This is a genomic window from Hahella sp. HNIBRBA332, assembly GCF_030719035.1.
Classification (GTDB): domain Bacteria; phylum Pseudomonadota; class Gammaproteobacteria; order Pseudomonadales; family Oleiphilaceae; genus Hahella.
On record NZ_CP132203.1, the window covers coordinates 6,552,194 to 6,567,726 of the forward strand.

At 48.7% G+C, this 15,533-nt stretch carries 28 protein-coding genes; all 28 read left to right on the forward strand.

Annotation, left to right across the window (positions count from 1 at the left end):
* The first annotated feature begins 49 nt into the window (after positions 1 to 49).
* The 28 genes from rpsG (at position 50) to rpsK (ending at position 15,530) form a co-directional block, all read left to right on the forward strand.
* Entirely contained in the window at positions 50 to 520 is a 471-nt protein-coding gene (gene rpsG / locus O5O45_RS29145; RefSeq protein WP_011399924.1) for a 30S ribosomal protein S7, read from the forward strand.
* An 18-nt stretch (positions 521 to 538) separates the two neighbouring features.
* Positions 539 to 2,638 (forward strand): elongation factor G, encoded by a 2,100-nt coding sequence (fusA, locus tag O5O45_RS29150; RefSeq protein ID WP_305902788.1) that lies wholly within the window; start codon positions 539 to 541, stop codon positions 2,636 to 2,638.
* Between the two features lie 55 nt (positions 2,639 to 2,693).
* The gene (gene tuf / locus O5O45_RS29155; protein ID WP_305902780.1) at positions 2,694 to 3,887 is read left to right on the forward strand and encodes an elongation factor Tu; all 1,194 of its coding nucleotides are present in this window, start codon (positions 2,694 to 2,696) and stop codon (positions 3,885 to 3,887) included.
* A 154-nt stretch (positions 3,888 to 4,041) separates the two neighbouring features.
* Positions 4,042 to 4,353 (forward strand): 30S ribosomal protein S10, encoded by a 312-nt coding sequence (gene rpsJ / locus O5O45_RS29160; RefSeq protein ID WP_011399921.1) that lies wholly within the window; start codon positions 4,042 to 4,044, stop codon positions 4,351 to 4,353.
* A gap of 92 nt (positions 4,354 to 4,445) precedes the next feature.
* Positions 4,446 to 5,084, forward strand: a complete 639-nt coding sequence (gene rplC / locus O5O45_RS29165) for a 50S ribosomal protein L3 (protein WP_305902789.1) — start codon at positions 4,446 to 4,448, stop codon at positions 5,082 to 5,084.
* Between the two features lie 12 nt (positions 5,085 to 5,096).
* Positions 5,097 to 5,705: a 50S ribosomal protein L4 gene (rplD, locus tag O5O45_RS29170; protein ID WP_011399919.1), complete on the forward strand. Its 609-nt coding sequence runs from the start codon at positions 5,097 to 5,099 to the stop codon at positions 5,703 to 5,705.
* Positions 5,702 to 5,998, forward strand: coding sequence for a 50S ribosomal protein L23 (gene rplW, locus O5O45_RS29175; RefSeq protein ID WP_305902790.1), 297 nt, complete (start codon positions 5,702 to 5,704; stop codon positions 5,996 to 5,998). Before rplD ends, rplW begins: the two co-directional genes overlap by 4 nt.
* 13 nt (positions 5,999 to 6,011) lie before the next feature.
* Entirely contained in the window at positions 6,012 to 6,836 is an 825-nt protein-coding gene (gene rplB / locus O5O45_RS29180) for a 50S ribosomal protein L2 (RefSeq protein WP_011399917.1), read from the forward strand.
* Positions 6,837 to 6,847: 11 nt separating this feature from the next.
* Complete coding sequence (rpsS, locus tag O5O45_RS29185) at positions 6,848 to 7,123, forward strand: 30S ribosomal protein S19 (protein ID WP_011399916.1); 276 nt, start codon at positions 6,848 to 6,850, stop codon at positions 7,121 to 7,123.
* Positions 7,124 to 7,135: 12 nt separating this feature from the next.
* The gene (gene rplV / locus O5O45_RS29190) at positions 7,136 to 7,468 is read left to right on the forward strand and encodes a 50S ribosomal protein L22 (protein WP_011399915.1); all 333 of its coding nucleotides are present in this window, start codon (positions 7,136 to 7,138) and stop codon (positions 7,466 to 7,468) included.
* A gap of 10 nt (positions 7,469 to 7,478) precedes the next feature.
* Positions 7,479 to 8,162, forward strand: coding sequence for a 30S ribosomal protein S3 (gene rpsC, locus O5O45_RS29195; RefSeq protein WP_305902791.1), 684 nt, complete (start codon positions 7,479 to 7,481; stop codon positions 8,160 to 8,162).
* Positions 8,163 to 8,173: 11 nt separating this feature from the next.
* Entirely contained in the window at positions 8,174 to 8,587 is a 414-nt protein-coding gene (gene rplP / locus O5O45_RS29200; protein WP_127973656.1) for a 50S ribosomal protein L16, read from the forward strand.
* Positions 8,588 to 8,779, forward strand: coding sequence for a 50S ribosomal protein L29 (gene rpmC / locus O5O45_RS29205; RefSeq protein WP_127973655.1), 192 nt, complete (start codon positions 8,588 to 8,590; stop codon positions 8,777 to 8,779).
* Position 8,780: 1 nt separating this feature from the next.
* A complete protein-coding gene (rpsQ, locus tag O5O45_RS29210; RefSeq protein WP_011399911.1) occupies positions 8,781 to 9,047 on the forward strand; it encodes a 30S ribosomal protein S17 in 267 nt (88 codons plus the stop codon).
* Positions 9,048 to 9,077: 30 nt separating this feature from the next.
* A complete protein-coding gene (rplN, locus tag O5O45_RS29215) occupies positions 9,078 to 9,446 on the forward strand; it encodes a 50S ribosomal protein L14 (protein ID WP_011399910.1) in 369 nt (122 codons plus the stop codon).
* Positions 9,447 to 9,460: 14 nt separating this feature from the next.
* Positions 9,461 to 9,778 carry a 50S ribosomal protein L24 gene (gene rplX, locus O5O45_RS29220; RefSeq protein ID WP_011399909.1) on the forward strand — a complete coding sequence of 106 codons (318 nt, stop codon included), beginning with the start codon at positions 9,461 to 9,463 and terminating at the stop codon, positions 9,776 to 9,778.
* 17 nt (positions 9,779 to 9,795) lie between these two features.
* Positions 9,796 to 10,335, forward strand: coding sequence for a 50S ribosomal protein L5 (gene rplE, locus O5O45_RS29225; protein ID WP_011399908.1), 540 nt, complete (start codon positions 9,796 to 9,798; stop codon positions 10,333 to 10,335).
* An 11-nt stretch (positions 10,336 to 10,346) separates the two neighbouring features.
* Positions 10,347 to 10,652 carry a 30S ribosomal protein S14 gene (gene rpsN / locus O5O45_RS29230; protein ID WP_011399907.1) on the forward strand — a complete coding sequence of 102 codons (306 nt, stop codon included), beginning with the start codon at positions 10,347 to 10,349 and terminating at the stop codon, positions 10,650 to 10,652.
* Positions 10,653 to 10,727: 75 nt separating this feature from the next.
* Positions 10,728 to 11,120, forward strand: a complete 393-nt coding sequence (gene rpsH / locus O5O45_RS29235; protein WP_305902792.1) for a 30S ribosomal protein S8 — start codon at positions 10,728 to 10,730, stop codon at positions 11,118 to 11,120.
* Between the two features lie 9 nt (positions 11,121 to 11,129).
* Positions 11,130 to 11,663 (forward strand): 50S ribosomal protein L6, encoded by a 534-nt coding sequence (gene rplF / locus O5O45_RS29240; protein ID WP_305902793.1) that lies wholly within the window; start codon positions 11,130 to 11,132, stop codon positions 11,661 to 11,663.
* Between the two features lie 9 nt (positions 11,664 to 11,672).
* Positions 11,673 to 12,023 (forward strand): 50S ribosomal protein L18, encoded by a 351-nt coding sequence (rplR, locus tag O5O45_RS29245; RefSeq protein ID WP_011399904.1) that lies wholly within the window; start codon positions 11,673 to 11,675, stop codon positions 12,021 to 12,023.
* Positions 12,024 to 12,035: 12 nt separating this feature from the next.
* Complete coding sequence (rpsE, locus tag O5O45_RS29250) at positions 12,036 to 12,539, forward strand: 30S ribosomal protein S5 (protein WP_011399903.1); 504 nt, start codon at positions 12,036 to 12,038, stop codon at positions 12,537 to 12,539.
* A gap of 3 nt (positions 12,540 to 12,542) precedes the next feature.
* Entirely contained in the window at positions 12,543 to 12,734 is a 192-nt protein-coding gene (rpmD, locus tag O5O45_RS29255) for a 50S ribosomal protein L30 (protein ID WP_011399902.1), read from the forward strand.
* Position 12,735: 1 nt separating this feature from the next.
* Entirely contained in the window at positions 12,736 to 13,170 is a 435-nt protein-coding gene (gene rplO, locus O5O45_RS29260) for a 50S ribosomal protein L15 (RefSeq protein WP_305902794.1), read from the forward strand.
* Positions 13,171 to 14,502 (forward strand): preprotein translocase subunit SecY, encoded by a 1,332-nt coding sequence (gene secY / locus O5O45_RS29265; RefSeq protein ID WP_305902795.1) that lies wholly within the window; start codon positions 13,171 to 13,173, stop codon positions 14,500 to 14,502.
* A gap of 44 nt (positions 14,503 to 14,546) precedes the next feature.
* Entirely contained in the window at positions 14,547 to 14,663 is a 117-nt protein-coding gene (gene rpmJ, locus O5O45_RS29270; protein WP_011399899.1) for a 50S ribosomal protein L36, read from the forward strand.
* Between the two features lie 104 nt (positions 14,664 to 14,767).
* Complete coding sequence (gene rpsM / locus O5O45_RS29275) at positions 14,768 to 15,124, forward strand: 30S ribosomal protein S13 (RefSeq protein WP_305902796.1); 357 nt, start codon at positions 14,768 to 14,770, stop codon at positions 15,122 to 15,124.
* A gap of 16 nt (positions 15,125 to 15,140) precedes the next feature.
* On the forward strand, positions 15,141 to 15,530 hold the full coding sequence (rpsK, locus tag O5O45_RS29280) for a 30S ribosomal protein S11 (RefSeq protein WP_011399897.1): 390 nt from the start codon (positions 15,141 to 15,143) through the stop codon (positions 15,528 to 15,530).
* Positions 15,531 to 15,533 lie beyond the last annotated feature (3 nt).

Below are 15,533 nucleotides of genomic sequence, written 5' to 3' on the forward strand. Positions count from 1 at the left end.
AGTTATGTCAGATTTACCTGAAGACCTTTTTTATTTTTGAGGGCTTATCATGCCAAGAAGAAGAGTCGCTGCGAAGCGTGAAATCCTGCCGGACCCTAAGTTCGGAAGTAAGAAGCTGGCTAAATTTATCAACCATGTGATGGAAAGTGGTAAGAAGTCAGTGGCGGAGCGTATTGTTTATGGTGCTCTGGATATTGTGTCCAACAAAGCCAAAAAAGAGCCGATTGAAACATTTGAGCTTGCTCTGGAAAACATCCAACCTCTGGTAGAGGTTAAATCCCGTCGTGTAGGTGGCGCCACCTACCAAGTGCCCGTAGAAGTTCGTCCATCTCGTCAAATGGCGCTGTCTATGCGTTGGTTGGTTGAGTACTCCCGTAAGCGTGGTGAGAAGTCCATGGCTGCGCGCCTAGCGGCAGAGATGCTGGAGGCTGCTGAAGGTCGTGGGGCTGCTGTCAAGAAGCGTGAAGACGTCCATCGTATGGCGGAAGCTAACAAGGCTTTCTCCCATTACCGTTTTTAATATTTGGAGTAATTAATCGTGGCACGTAAAACTCCCATAGAGCGCTACCGTAATATCGGTATCTGTGCTCACGTTGATGCAGGTAAAACCACGACAACGGAGCGTGTTCTGTTTTATACCGGTCTTTCTCATAAGATTGGTGAGGTGCACGACGGCGCAGCAACAATGGACTGGATGGAGCAGGAGCAAGAGCGCGGTATTACTATTACTTCCGCGGCGACGACTTGTTTCTGGGCTGGTATGCAGCAGCAGTTTGATCAGCACCGCGTCAATATCATCGATACTCCTGGGCACGTTGACTTTACAATTGAAGTTGAGCGCTCGCTGCGTGTTTTAGACGGCGCAGTGGTTGTGCTTTGTGGCTCTTCCGGTGTTCAGCCGCAAACAGAGACTGTATGGCGTCAGGCTAACAAATACGAAGTTCCTCGCATGGTGTTCGTTAATAAAATGGACCGTGCAGGCGCTAACTTTGAGCGTGTTGTTAAGCAGTTGAAAGATCGATTGGGTGCTACCCCCGTTCCTCTTCAGATGACTATTGGTGCTGAAGACGAGTTTAAAGGTGTGGTTGACCTGGTCAAGATGAAGTCGATCATCTGGAACGAAGCCGATCAAGGTATGACCTTTGAATACCAGGATATTCCGGCTGACCTTCAGGAGAAGTGCGCTAAGCTTCGTGAGCAATTAGTTGAGGCTGCTGCTGAAGCTAATGACGACTACATGAATAAGTATCTGGAAGAAGGCGAGTTAACTGAGGAAGAAATCAAAGCTGGCATCCGTGCTCGCACCTTGGCTAACGAAATAGTTCCTGTATTGGGCGGTTCCGCATTCAAGAACAAGGGTGTTCAGGCGGTGCTTGACGCTGTTATTGAATATCTGCCTTCGCCAACAGAAGTCAAGGCGATCGAAGGTATACTGGATGACGGAGAAACTGTCGCGGTACGCAAGTCTGACGATAATGAGCCGTTTTCAGCGCTGGCGTTTAAGATTGCTACGGACCCATTCGTTGGAACGCTTACCTTTATTCGCGTTTACTCAGGTGTTCTGGAGTCAGGCACGGGTGTTTATAACCCGGTTAAGAGTAAGAAAGAGCGGATCGGTCGGATGGTGCAAATGCACTCAAACAACCGTGAAGAGATCAAGGAGGTTCGCGCTGGCGACATCGCGGCGATGATTGGTCTTAAAGATGTTACAACTGGTGATACATTGTGTGATCCGGATAACATCATTACTCTGGAGCGTATGGAATTCCCGGATCCGGTTATTTCTGTTGCAGTAGAGCCTAAGTCTAAGGCGGATCAAGAGAAAATGGGTATTGCTCTGGGCAAGTTGGCTCAGGAGGATCCATCTTTCCGTGTTAAGACTGATGAGGAGACTGGTCAGACTATTATCTCAGGAATGGGTGAGTTGCACCTTGATATTATCGTTGACCGTATGCGTCGCGAGTTCAAGGTTGAGGCGAATATTGGTAAGCCTCAAGTCGCATACCGCGAGGCTATTCGCAATACCTGTGAAATCGAAGGTAAGTTTGTTCGTCAGTCCGGTGGTCGTGGTCAGTATGGTCACGTCTGGATCAAGTTTGAGCCGCGCGCAGAAGGCGAGGGGCTGGAATTTGTGAATGAGATTGTGGGTGGTGTGGTTCCGAAGGAGTATATTCCCGCAATTCAAAAGGGTATCGAAGAGCAGATGCAAAACGGTATTCTGGCTGGCTATCCTTTGTTGGCTTTGAAGGCGACTGTTTTTGATGGATCCTACCACGACGTTGACTCTAACGAGATGGCGTTCAAAATTGCCGCCAGCATGGCTACCAAGCAGCTTGCAGGCAAGGGTGGTGCCGTACTGCTTGAGCCTATTATGAAGGTTGAGGTGGTCACTCCTGAAGAAAATATGGGTGACGTAGTGGGTGATTTGAACCGACGTCGCGGCTTGATTCAGGGTATGGATGAAAGCGTGTCTGGTAAGGTTGTGAATGCAGAGGTGCCTTTGGCTGAGATGTTTGGCTACGCCACTGATCTGCGCTCAGCAACTCAGGGTCGTGCAACATATACGATGGAGTTCGCTCAGTATGCGGAAGCTCCAAACAATGTTGCTGAAGCTATTATTAGCGCACGTAGCAAATAGTTTAATCATTCGTAGTTGAAACTTTTTAGAATAGTGATTTAGAGAGGAACTAACTGTGGCAAAAGAAAAGTTTGAACGCAGCAAGCCGCACGTAAACGTAGGCACCATTGGTCACGTTGACCACGGTAAGACTACTTTGACAGCGGCCTTGACCCGCGTATGTTCTGAAGTTTGGGGTGGTCAGGCGGTAGCGTTTGACGGTATCGATAATGCTCCAGAAGAAAAGGCGCGTGGTATTACTATCGCGACTTCTCACGTTGAGTACGAATCCCCTATTCGTCACTATGCGCACGTTGATTGCCCTGGGCACGCTGACTATGTGAAGAACATGATCACTGGTGCGGCTCAGATGGACGGCGCTATATTGGTATGTTCCGCGGCTGACGGCCCTATGCCTCAGACTCGTGAGCACATCCTGTTGGCGCGCCAGGTTGGCGTTCCATATATCGTTGTGTTCCTGAATAAAGCGGACATGGTTGACGACGAAGAGTTGTTGGAACTGGTTGAGATGGAAGTTCGCGACCTGCTGAGCCAGTACGAGTTCCCAGGTGACGATACTCCAATCATCGTTGGCTCCGCGTTGTTGGCGCTGGAAGGTAAAGATGATAATGGCATGGGCACCAGTGCTGTTAAGAAGCTGGTTGAAACTCTGGATGCGTACATCCCAGAGCCTGAGCGTGCAATTGATAAGCCGTTCCTGATGCCGATTGAAGACGTATTCTCTATCTCTGGTCGCGGTACAGTTGTAACTGGTCGTGTAGAGCGTGGCATTATCAAAGTTGGCGAGGAAGTTGAGATTGTTGGTATCAAGGATACCACGAAGACTACCTGTACTGGCGTTGAGATGTTCCGTAAGCTGCTGGACGAAGGTCGCGCTGGTGAGAACGTTGGCGTATTGTTGCGCGGCACCAAGCGTGATGACGTAGAGCGTGGTCAAGTATTGGCTAAGCCAGGAACTATTACTCCGCACACCGTTTTTGAGTCAGAAGTATACGTGCTGAGCAAAGACGAGGGTGGCCGTCACACTCCTTTCTTCAAAGGTTATCGTCCTCAGTTCTACTTCCGTACAACGGATGTAACTGGTGCGTGCGAATTGCCAGAAGGCGTAGAGATGGTTATGCCTGGCGACAACGTAAAAATGAAAGTCAGCCTGATCGCTCCAATCGCGATGGAAGAAGGTTTGCGCTTCGCGATTCGTGAAGGCGGCCGTACAGTTGGCGCTGGTGTTGTTGCTAAAATTTTCGAGTAAGACTAGCCAGTCATAAGGTAAAGGGGGAGTTTGCTCCCCCTTTTTTATTGAGCTGTTTAAAAAGTGCTCTTGACAGGAAATGGCCAGCTGCTTAAAATGCGGCTCCTTTTTGTAGGGTATGGCTGTCTTCCGTCGTTGGATTCGGAGTAAATAAATGCAAGGCCAGAAAATTAGAATCAGGCTAAAAGCGTTCGACTATCGTTTGATCGATCAGTCAACGCAAGAGATTGTTGATACGGCAAAACGTACCGGTGCGCAAGTTCGCGGGCCTATTCCTTTGCCAACCAAAAAAGAACGCTTTACGGTGTTAATCTCCCCGCACGTAAATAAAGATGCGCGCGATCAGTATGAGATTCGCACACATAAGCGTTTGTTGGATATTGTTGAGCCTACAGAAAAAACTGTAGACGCACTGATGAAGCTGGATCTTGCTGCGGGCGTTGATGTCCAAATTAGCTTAGGCTAAGCAAGATTGACGCATAATGCGTCGCTTCATTGGTGTAACACTTTTGTATGTGGCCATAGAGGGTGAAAGCCCCGTGCACTAAGAGGTGAAAAATGGCGATTGGTTTGGTCGGCCGTAAGGCTGGCATGACTCGTTTGTTTGAAGATGACGGCGCAGCCGTCCCGGTCACTGTGATTCAGGTCGAGAAAAACGTCATTGCTCAAGTTAAAAGCCTTGAGGTTGATGGTTATCGGGCAATTCAAGTGGCTTCTGGTTCAGTTAAAGCGTCGCGTGTAAATAAGCCCATGGCGGGTCATTTTGCTAAAGCTGGCGTTGAAGCTGGGCGTGTTGTTTGTGAATTTACTTTGGACGCCACTGACTCTGCTGAGTACAAGGTTGGCGACGAAGTCCCCGTCACTATCTTTGAAGTCGGACAAAAAGTTGATGTGTCCGGGCGTTCAAAGGGTAAAGGTTTTGCTGGCGTTATCAAGCGCTGGAACTTCTCTACTCAAGATGCCACTCACGGTAACTCTCTTTCTCATCGCGCTCCTGGCTCTATTGGTCAGAACCAGTCTCCTGGACGAGTGTTCAAAGGCAAGAAAATGGCTGGCCAGATGGGAAATAAAAACGTCACTGTGCAGACTCTGAAAATTGTAAGAGTCGACGAAGAGAAAGGTTTGCTTCTGATTAAGGGCGCAGTTCCTGGAGCGACCGGCGCAGACGTGGTTATCAAGCCCGCGGTTAAAGCATAAGAGGGGTGAGAGATGGAGTTAACGATTAATGGTGCGGGTAAAGGTACTGTTTCAGTATCTGACGTGGCCTTTGCAAGAGATTTTAACGAAGCTCTGGTTCACCAAGTAGTTACCGCTTATTTGGCTGGTGGCCGTCAGGGTTCAAAAGCCCAGAAGACGCGTTCCCAAGTGAGCGGCGGTGGAAAGAAACCATGGCGTCAAAAAGGTAGTGGTCGTGCTCGAGCGGGTACTATCCGTAGCCCTATCTGGAGAGGCGGCGGCAAGACTTTCGCAGCTACGCCGCTGGATCACTCTCAGAAAGTGAACAAAAAGATGTACCGCGCAGCAATGCAGTCAATTCTGTCTGAGCTTGTTAGGCAGGAGCGTTTGGTTGTTGTTGAAGAAATGGCGGTAGAAGCTCCAAAGACCAAGCAATTCAATGCGAAGTTGAAGGATCTTGGGCTGGAGAATGTATTAATAGTAGCGGATGCGGTTGATCAAAACCTGTATTTGGCTTCCCGTAACATTCCGCATGTCGATGTGTGTGACGCTGTTGCTATTAACCCTGTCAGCCTTATCGCGCATGACAAGGTTCTGGTTACTGTCTCTGCGCTTAAGAAAATTGAGGAGATGTTGGGATGAACCAAGAAAGGCTCTATAAGGTTTTGCTTGGGCCCCATATTTCGGAAAAGGCCACATTGTTAGCGGAAATCAACAATCAAGTGGTCTTCCGTGTGGCGGCCGATGCCAAAAAGCCCGAGATTAAAAAAGCGATTGAAGCTTTGTTTGATGTTAAGGTTGAGTCGGTACAGGTTGTGAATATCAAGGGCAAAACTAAACGTACCGCACGAGGTATGGGTAAGCGCAACGATATTCGTAAGGCATATGTTCGTCTTGCCTCCGGTCAATCTATCGATTTTGTAGATGTCGAGTAAGGGGGGAGCGAAAATGCCAGTTGTTAAAACTAAACCAACATCTCCCGGTCGTAGACATGTAGTGGCTGTTACGAATCCGTCACTGCATAAAGGCGCTCCTTTGGCGTCGTTGACTGAGAAAAAACGTAAGAACGGCGGACGAAACAACGCGGGTCGAATCACTGTGCGCCATCAAGGCGGCGGCCATAAGCAGTTGTATCGTGTTATCGATTTTAAACGCACTAAAGATGGCATTCCTGCTGTTGTTGAGCGCTTGGAGTATGACCCCAACCGTACCGCGCATATCGCACTGTTAAAATATGCCGACGGAGAGCGTCGTTACATTATTGCTCCTAAGGGCGTATCCGTAGGTGACGCAATCGCTTCCGGGCAAGAGGCTCCGATTCGTGTGGGAAGCTGTCTGCCCCTGAGAAATATTCCTGTAGGTTCTGTCGTTCATTGTATCGAAATGAAGCCAGGCAAAGGCGCCCAGATTGCTAGAAGCGCAGGCGCGTCGGCCCAGGTCGTTGCTCGTGAAGGCGCTTATGCAACAATCCGTTTGCGTTCTGGTGAGATGCGTAAGGTGCTTGTTGAGTGTCGCGCTACGTTGGGCGAAGTATCCAATAGCGAGAACAATCTGCGTGTATATGGAAAAGCTGGCGCCAAACGCTGGCGTGGAGTAAGACCTACCGTTCGTGGTACTGCGATGAACCCAGTTGATCACCCGCATGGTGGTGGTGAAGGGCGTAACTTCGGTAAGCACCCGGTTACTCCTTGGGGTGTTCCTACGAAGGGTTACAAAACTCGTAAGAACAAGCGTACAGACAAAATGATTGTGCGTCGTCGCAAAGCTAAGTAAGGGGGTCTCTCGTGCCACGTTCCTTAAAGAAAGGTCCATTTATTGATCTTCACCTTCTCAAGAAAGTGGAGACAGCGGTAGAAGTCAAAGACAAGAAGCCAATTAAAACTTGGTCTCGTCGTTCCACCATTTTTCCGGAAATGGTTGGCTTAACTATCGCAGTTCATAACGGTCGTCAACATGTTCCTGTCTATGTGACTGAAGACATGGTCGGCCATAAACTGGGTGAATTTGCAGCCACACGTACTTATCGCGGACACGCTGCAGACAAGAAAGCTAAACGGTAAGAGGGTATAGAGATGGAAGTAGCGGCAAAATTATTTGGTGCTCGCTTATCTGCTCAGAAAGCTCGTTTAGTTGCAGATCAGGTGCGCGGTAAGCGGGTTGAAGAAGCGTTGGACATATTGACCTTTAGTCCCAAAAAGGCTTCTAGCATTATCAAGAAGGTGCTGGAGTCAGCTATCGCCAATGCTGAGCATAATGAAGGGCTGGATGTTGATGAGCTGAAGGTGGCCACTATCTGCGTAGACGAAGGTCCTACAATGAAGCGGATTAAGCCTAGAGCGAAAGGTCGGGCGGATCGCATTTTCAAGCGGACTTGCCATATCACCGTCAAGGTAGCCGAAGAGTAGGAGATAGCAGATGGGTCAAAAGGTTAATCCAGTCGGTATTCGACTGGGGATTGTTAAAGATCACAATTCAGTCTGGTACGCAGACAAAAAGAACTATTCAGATCATTTGCTGACTGATATCAAGGTTCGCGAGTTTCTGATGAAGAGGCTTGAGAAAGCTTCCGTGAGCAAAGTCGTCATTGAGCGTCCACCTCAGAACGCCAAAATTACTATTCATACTGCTCGTCCGGGTATTGTGATCGGTAAGAAAGGTGAAGACGTTGATAGACTGCGCCAGGAAGTGGGCGAGTTGATGAAAGTGCCCGTGCACATCAACATAGAAGAGATTCGTAAGCCTGATTTGGATGCTAAGCTGGTTGCTGCCGGTGTCGCCGGCCAATTGGAGCGTCGCGTTATGTTCCGTCGTGCGATGAAGCGCGCAGTTCAGAATGCGATGCGTCAAGGCGCCAAAGGTATCAAAATTCAAGTTGGCGGCCGTTTGGGCGGTGCAGAAATTGCTCGTACCGAATGGTACCGTGAAGGTCGCGTGCCTTTGCACACTCTGCGTGCGGATATCGACTACGCTACGCACGAAGCGCATACCACTTACGGTGTGATTGGTGTGAAGGTTTGGATCTTTAAGGGCGAAATCCTGGGTGGTATCGAACAGGTTCGCGCTGAAAAGAAAGCAGCTAAAAAGAAAAGTTCTAAGTAGGGGGCAGTGAAATGTTGCAACCTAAGCGTACGAAATTCCGTAAAGTCCACAAAGGCCGCAACACTGGCTTGGCGCAACGCGGAAACAAAGTAAGTTTTGGTGAATTTGGTTTAAAAGCGACTGGACGTGGACGCATAACTGCCCGACAAATCGAAGCAGCGCGTCGTACTATGACTCGTCGTATTAAGCGTGGTGGTAAGATCTGGATTCGTATATTCCCGGATAAGCCGATTACCAAGAAACCTCTAGAAGTCCGTATGGGTAAAGGTAAAGGTCCAGTTGAATACTGGGTGGCGGAAATTGAGCCAGGCCGTATGCTGTACGAAATGGAAGGGGTAAGTGAGGAATTGGCCCGCGAGGCGTTTGCGCTTGCAGCGGCTAAACTTCCTGTCGCAACTACTTTTGTGACAAGAACGGTGATGTAAATGAAAGCTGCAGAATTGAGAAACAAAACTCAGGAAGAGCTCAGTAATGAACTGATCTCTTTGTTGAAAGAGCAATTCAACTTGCGGATGCGCAAGGCGACGGGCCAATTAAATCAAGTCCATCTTCTGCGTAAAGTGCGTCGCGACATTGCTCGTGTCAAGACAGTCTTAAATCAGAAGGCAGGTGAGTGATATGACCGCGAACGAGAAAAGCGTGCGCACTGAGACCGGCAAGGTCGTCAGTGACAAAATGGACAAGTCTATAGTGGTCCTGGTAGAGCGTCGCGTGAAGCATCCCCTGTACGGCAAGTATGTTAAGCGCTCAAGCAAGCTTCATGCTCATGACGAGAACAATGAGTGTCGCATTGGCGATACCGTTCAGGTTCAAGAGTCTCGTCCTCTTTCCAAGACTAAGTCGTGGAAGCTTGTGAACATTGTTGAGCGGGCCGAAAAAGTCTAGTCAAGCAAAGCTGTTAGGTGGAGATAACCGATGATTCAGACGCAAACCGTGCTTGACGTGGCCGACAACAGCGGAGCCCGTCGAGTAATGTGTATTAAAGTGCTGGGTGGTTCACATCGTCGTTACGCAAGTATCGGCGACGTGATTAAAGTTTCTGTTAAAGAAGCGATTCCCCGCGGAAAGGTAAAGAAAGGTCAGGTTCTTAAAGCTGTCGTAGTGCGTACCCGAAAGGGCGTGCGTAGACAGGATGGTTCCTTGATTCGTTTTGATGGCAATGCCGCTGTTCTTTTGAACAACCAGGAACAGCCCATCGGTACTCGTATTTTCGGACCGGTGACTCGGGAACTGCGTGGCGAGAAATTTATGAAAATTATCTCGCTGGCCCCGGAAGTGCTATAGGAGTCAGACCAAATATGAACAAGATCAGAAAAGGCGACGAAGTTGTCGTCATAGCAGGCAGAGATAAAGGGAAGCGCGGTAAAGTAAATCGCGTCCAGAAAGACGGTAAGCTGGTTGTCAGCGGCGTCAATATGGTTAAGCGTCATACCAAGCCAAACCCTATGTTGGGTACTGCTGGCGGCATCGTCGAGAAAGAGGCGCCCATTCAAGCTTCAAACGTGGCGATCTTTAATTCAGCCACCGATAAGCCTGATCGTATTGGCTTTAAGATTCTTGAAGACGGTAAGAAAGTGCGCATCTTCAAGTCGACAAACGAACTTGTCGATAACTAAAGGTTAGGTGGTTGATTATGCCAAAGTATAAAGAGGTATATCAGAAAGAGGTTATTCCTGCGCTGATGAAGGAAATGTCCTACAGCAGCGTTATGCAGGTGCCTCGTATTGAGAAGATTACCCTTAACATGGGTGTCGGCGAAGCTCTTGGCGATAAAAAGCAGATCGAAGCGGCGGCAGCGGACTTGGAAGCTATTACCGGTCAGAAGGTTGTAGTAACCAAAGCGCGTAAATCCGTAGCTGGCTTTAAAATCCGTCAAGGTTTTCCTATCGGTTGCAAAGTTACTTTGCGTGGTGATCGTATGTGGGAATTCTTTGAGCGTCTTGTTGATGTAGCTATCCCTCGTGTACGTGACTTCCGTGGTTTGAACCAGAAGTCATTCGACGGACGTGGAAACTACTCTATGGGCGTGAAAGAGCAGATTATCTTCCCGGAGATCGATTACGATAAGATCGATAAAGTCCGCGGAATGGATATCACCATCACGACCTCCGCAAACACTGACGATGAAGGCAGAGCGTTGCTTAACGCGTTCAGCTTCCCGTTCAGAAAATAAGGTGAACTGATATGGCAAAAGTTGGAATGCGCGAGCGCGAGCTCAAGCGTGAAAAAACCGTAGCGAAGTACGCTGAGAAGCGCGCTGCGTTGAAGGCCATTATTGCAAATCCGAATGTCTCTGATGAAGAGCGTTGGGAAGCGCAGATGAAGTTGCAGAAGCTGCCGAGAGACGCTAGTCCTTCAAGACTGCGCAATCGCTGCCAAGTAACTGGCCGTCCGCATGCGGTATTGAGAAAGTTCCGTCTGTCCCGAATTAAACTTCGCGAAGCCGCAATGCGTGGTGATGTGCCTGGTTTGAAAAAGGCAAGCTGGTAACGCTCGACCGTTGGTAAGCGTCTTTCGGCCGTTAGGCCGAAAGCGCTGCACAACTAAAATGTTTGGAGCTATTAAATGAGTATGCAAGATACCTTGGCGGATATGTTCACCCGTATCCGTAACGCACAGATGGCGGAAAAAGAAACTGTGCGTATGCCCTCCTCAAAGATGAAGGTCGCTGTGGCCAACGTCTTGAAAGAAGAAGGCTTTATCACTGACTTTCAAGCTAGTGAAGAAGCAAAGCCTGTTCTTGAGATTACACTGAAGTATTACCAAGGCGCTCCGGTTATTGAGAATATTAGCCGAGTGAGCCGTCCAGGTCTGCGCCAGTACAAAGCCGCTAATGACCTGCCTACCGTAAATGGTGGTTTAGGTATCGCGATCGTATCCACTTCCAAAGGCGTTATGACTGATAGAGCAGCTCGTAAAGCCGGCGTTGGTGGTGAAGTTATTTGTACCGTCTTCTAGGAGTGAATCATGTCTAGGGTAGCAAAAAATCCAGTACAGATTCCCGCTGGCGTAGAGGTTAAGTTCGACGGTCGGCTGGTTAATATCAAGGGCGGTAAAGGCGCTCTTTCTTTGTCTGTTCATCCTTCGGTTGAAGTAAAGCAGGAAGATGACGCATTGACGTTCGGTCCAAAAGAAGGCTCCAACCAAGCGCGTGCTTTGGCTGGAACCACTCGTGCGTTGGTCAACAACATGGTTCTCGGCGTTACTCAAGGTTTTGAGCGCAAATTAGAACTGATCGGCGTAGGTTACAGAGCGCAGGCTCAAGGCAAGGCGATCAACCTGACTCTTGGCTTTTCTCACCCTGTAGTATTCGAAATTCCTGAGGGAATTACAGCTGAGACTCCCACCCAAACTGAAATTGTGATTCGTGGTATCGATAAGCAAAAAGTTGGGCAGGTTGCTGCTGAAATCCGTAGTATCAGACCGCCTGAACCATATAAAGGAAAGGGTGTTCGCTACTCCGGCGAGCAAGTTCGAGTTAAAGAAGCTAAGAAGAAGTAGGGCGCGGCTATGAGTGACAAAAAGATTTCTCGGTTACGTCGGGCTAAGAAAACCCGTTATAAAATTCGTGAACTCGGTGTCGACAGATTGAGCATCAATCGGACGCCGCGTCATATCTACGCGCAAATTATCAGCGCGGATGGAAGCAAGGTTTTGGCTACTGCTTCCACTTTGGATAAAGATTTGCGTGCAGGCGCTACCGGCAACGTAGAAGCTGCAGGTAAAGTTGGCGCAATGATCGCGGAAAGAGCTAAGGCTGCAGGCATTACCAAAGTGGCTTTTGACCGTTCCGGCTTCAAGTACCATGGTCGTGTAAAAGCGTTAGCTGATGCTGCGCGGGAAAACGGACTCGAGTTTTAAGAGGTTGAATATATGACAAATAACGAGCAACAAAAAGGAGCAGAGCTCCAGGAGAAGCTTGTTCAGGTCAACCGCGTGGCTAAGGTTGTTAAAGGTGGTCGTATTTTCGGCTTCACAGCTTTGACCGTAGTTGGCGATGGGAACGGTAAAGTAGGTTTTGGTCGTGGTAAAGCGCGTGAAGTGCCTGTTGCGATTCAGAAAGCTATGGACGCCGCCCGTAAGAACATGATTACCGTAACCTTGAATGGCAATACCTTGCAGTATCCAGTCAAGGCGCGTCATGGGTCCGCTAAAGTCTTTATGCAGCCTGCTTCTGAAGGTACCGGTATTATCGCTGGTGGCGCAATGCGCGCTGTATTAGAAGTAGCTGGCGTACAGAACGTATTGGCTAAGTGTTACGGCTCAACCAACCCTGTTAACGTTGTTCGCGCCACGTTCGAAGGCTTAAAAGCCATGCAAGCTCCTGAGGAGATTGCGGCTAAGCGTGGTAAGACTGTGGAAGAGATTCTGGGGTAAGTCATGGCCAATGCAGCAAAGACTATTAAGGTAACTCTGGTAAAGAGTACTATCGGAATCCTGCCTAAGCACAAGGACTGCGTTCGCGGCTTGGGTTTGAGAAAAATTAATCATACTGTGGAAGTAGAAGATACTGCTGCTGTAAGAGGTATGATTAACAAGGTTAACTATCTAGTGAAGGTGGAAGGAGAGTAATATGAAAATGAATACTCTCAAGCCAGCTGAAGGTTCCAAACAGTCCCCGAAAAGGTTGGGCCGTGGAATTGGTAGCGGGCTGGGTAAAACCGGTGGCCGTGGCCACAAAGGTCAAACTTCCCGCTCTGGCGGAACTATCAGACCAGGCTTTGAAGGCGGTCAACAGCCTTTGCAGCGTCGTCTGCCCAAGTTCGGCTTCACCTCTAGGGTTGGCCGTTTCTCTGAAGAAGTTAGACTGAGTGAAATCGACACCCTTGGTACTGATGTTATCGATTTGGCGGCTTTAAAAGCGGCTAGCATCGTTGCTCAACAGGCTAAGCAGGTCAAGGTTATTCTGTCCGGAGAGATTACCCGTGCGGTGACTGTTAAAGGACTGAAAGTGACCAAAGGCGCGCAAGAAGCAATCCAAGCCGCAGGTGGCAAAGTCGAGGAATAAATGGCCAAACTAAACGCATTACCCGCAGGTGCAGGTAAAGGCCTCGCCGAGCTTCGTGCTCGGCTTTGGTTCGTACTGTTGGCGATACTTGTATATCGAGTTGGCGCCCACATACCTGTACCAGGAATTAATCCCGATAGACTCGCGGCGCTCTTTGATCAGAATCAGGGCACTATCTTGAGCTTGTTTAATATGTTTTCAGGGGGAGCCCTGGAGCGTATGAGTATCTTTGCTCTGGGTATCATGCCTTATATTTCTGCATCGATCATTATGCAGTTGTTGACTGTTGTCAGTCCGCAACTGGAGCAACTGAAGAAAGAGGGAGAAGCGGGTAGGCGCAAAATCAGCCAGTACACTAGGTACGGTACAGTGCTGCTTGCGACTATACAGGCGTTTGGTATTTCCGTCGGTCTGGCGAATCAAGGTGTAACCTTTACAACTGGACCGAGCTTCTTCTTTGTCGCTGTCGTTACCTTCGTTTGTGGCGCAGTGTTTTTGATGTGGGTAGGCGAGCAAATTACTGAAAGGGGAATTGGTAACGGTATTTCGTTGCTGATTTTCGCAGGTATAGTTGCGGGCTTGCCTGGTGCGGTCGGTCAGACATTCGAGCAAGCGCGGCTTGGTGAGTTGAGTGTACTGACATTAATAGCTGTTGCGATTTTCGCGGTTGCAATTATTGCGTTCGTGGTTTTCATGGAGCGCGGGCAACGCCGTATCACTATCAACTACGCGCGTCGTCAACAAGGGCGTAAGGTATACGCTCAGCAAAGCAGCCATCTTCCCTTGAAAGTGAATATGGCTGGTGTGATTCCTCCTATATTCGCCTCTAGTATTCTTTTGTTCCCAGCATCTTTGGGGCAATGGTTTGGCAAAGGTGAAGGAATGGAGTGGTTACAGGTTGTTTCGCAGGCGCTTGGTCCAAGCCAACCGCTATACATTATTCTGTTTGCGATAGCAGTTGTATTCTTCTGCTTCTTTTATACAGCATTAATGTATAACCCCAAGGAAGTTGCCGACAATTTAAAGCGCTCCGGCGCATTTGTTCCGGGTATTCGTCCTGGGGAAAACACTGCTAAGTATATTGATGGCGTTCTTACCCGCTTAACTGTGTTTGGCGCCTTATATATTGCAGCTGTGGCTATATTGCCACAGTTTTTAGTGGTGTCCTGGAATGTTCCATTCTATTTTGGTGGAACTTCCTTATTAATTGTCGTTGTTGTTGTCATGGACTTCATGGCCCAGGTTCAGTCACATCTCATGTCGCATCAGTATGAGTCGCTCATGAAGAAGTCTAACCTGAAAAATTACGGCAAGAGCGGTTTGGTCCGATAGTCGAGCAAGTTTTAAAGTAATCGGCGTGAGACTGGAGAATAGCAATGAAAGTTAGAGCATCTGTAAAGAAAATGTGTCGTGGGTGCAAAATTATCCGTCGTAATGGCGCGGTAATGGTAATCTGCAGCACAGAACCAAGACACAAACAGAAACAAGGCTAATATTTAGCACTGTTGCTTGATTTGTATACACGAAGGCGCTATCATTCTGCGCCTTTTAATTTGTTGGTAATTATTACCAATAACATTTATGCGGAGTAAGATGGATGGCACGTATAGCGGGTGTCAATATCCCCGATAACAAGCACACAGAAGTGTCCCTGACCTATATTTATGGGATCGGGCGCACCACTTCACGTGGCCTTTGTGAGAGAACTGGCATTAGCCCTCAAGCCAAGGTTAAAGACCTTTCTGAGGAGCAGCTGGACGTACTAAGGAACGAAATCGCCAAGATTGTTGTTGAAGGCGATTTGCGTCGTGAAGTGCAAATGAACATTAAACGGCTGAAGGATCTCGGCTGCTATCGCGGTTTACGTCACCGTCATAGCTTGCCGGTACGAGGGCAGCGCACTAAGACAAATGCGCGCACCCGCAAAGGTCCTCGTAAGCCTATTCGTAAATAAGTATCAGGAATAGAGCATGGCAAAACCAGGTACACGTACCCGTAAAAAGGTGAAAAAGACCGTTGTTGACGGCGTAGCGCATATCCACGCTTCATTCAACAACACTATCGTAACCATTACCGACCGTCAGGGTAACGCACTTAGCTGGGCGACTTCTGGTGGTTCCGGATTCCGTGGTTCCAGAAAGAGCACACCTTTTGCTGCGCAGGTAGCAGCTGAAAGAGCCGGTAATGCGGCTGCTGAATACGGCCTAAAAAACCTAGATGTTTTGGTTAAAGGACCTGGACCCGGTCGCGAGTCCGCAATTCGTGCATTGAACGCATGTGGGTATAAGATCACTAACATCACTGATGTTACTCCGATCCCACATAACGGATGCCGTCCTCCCAAAAAGCGTCGAGTTTAAAGA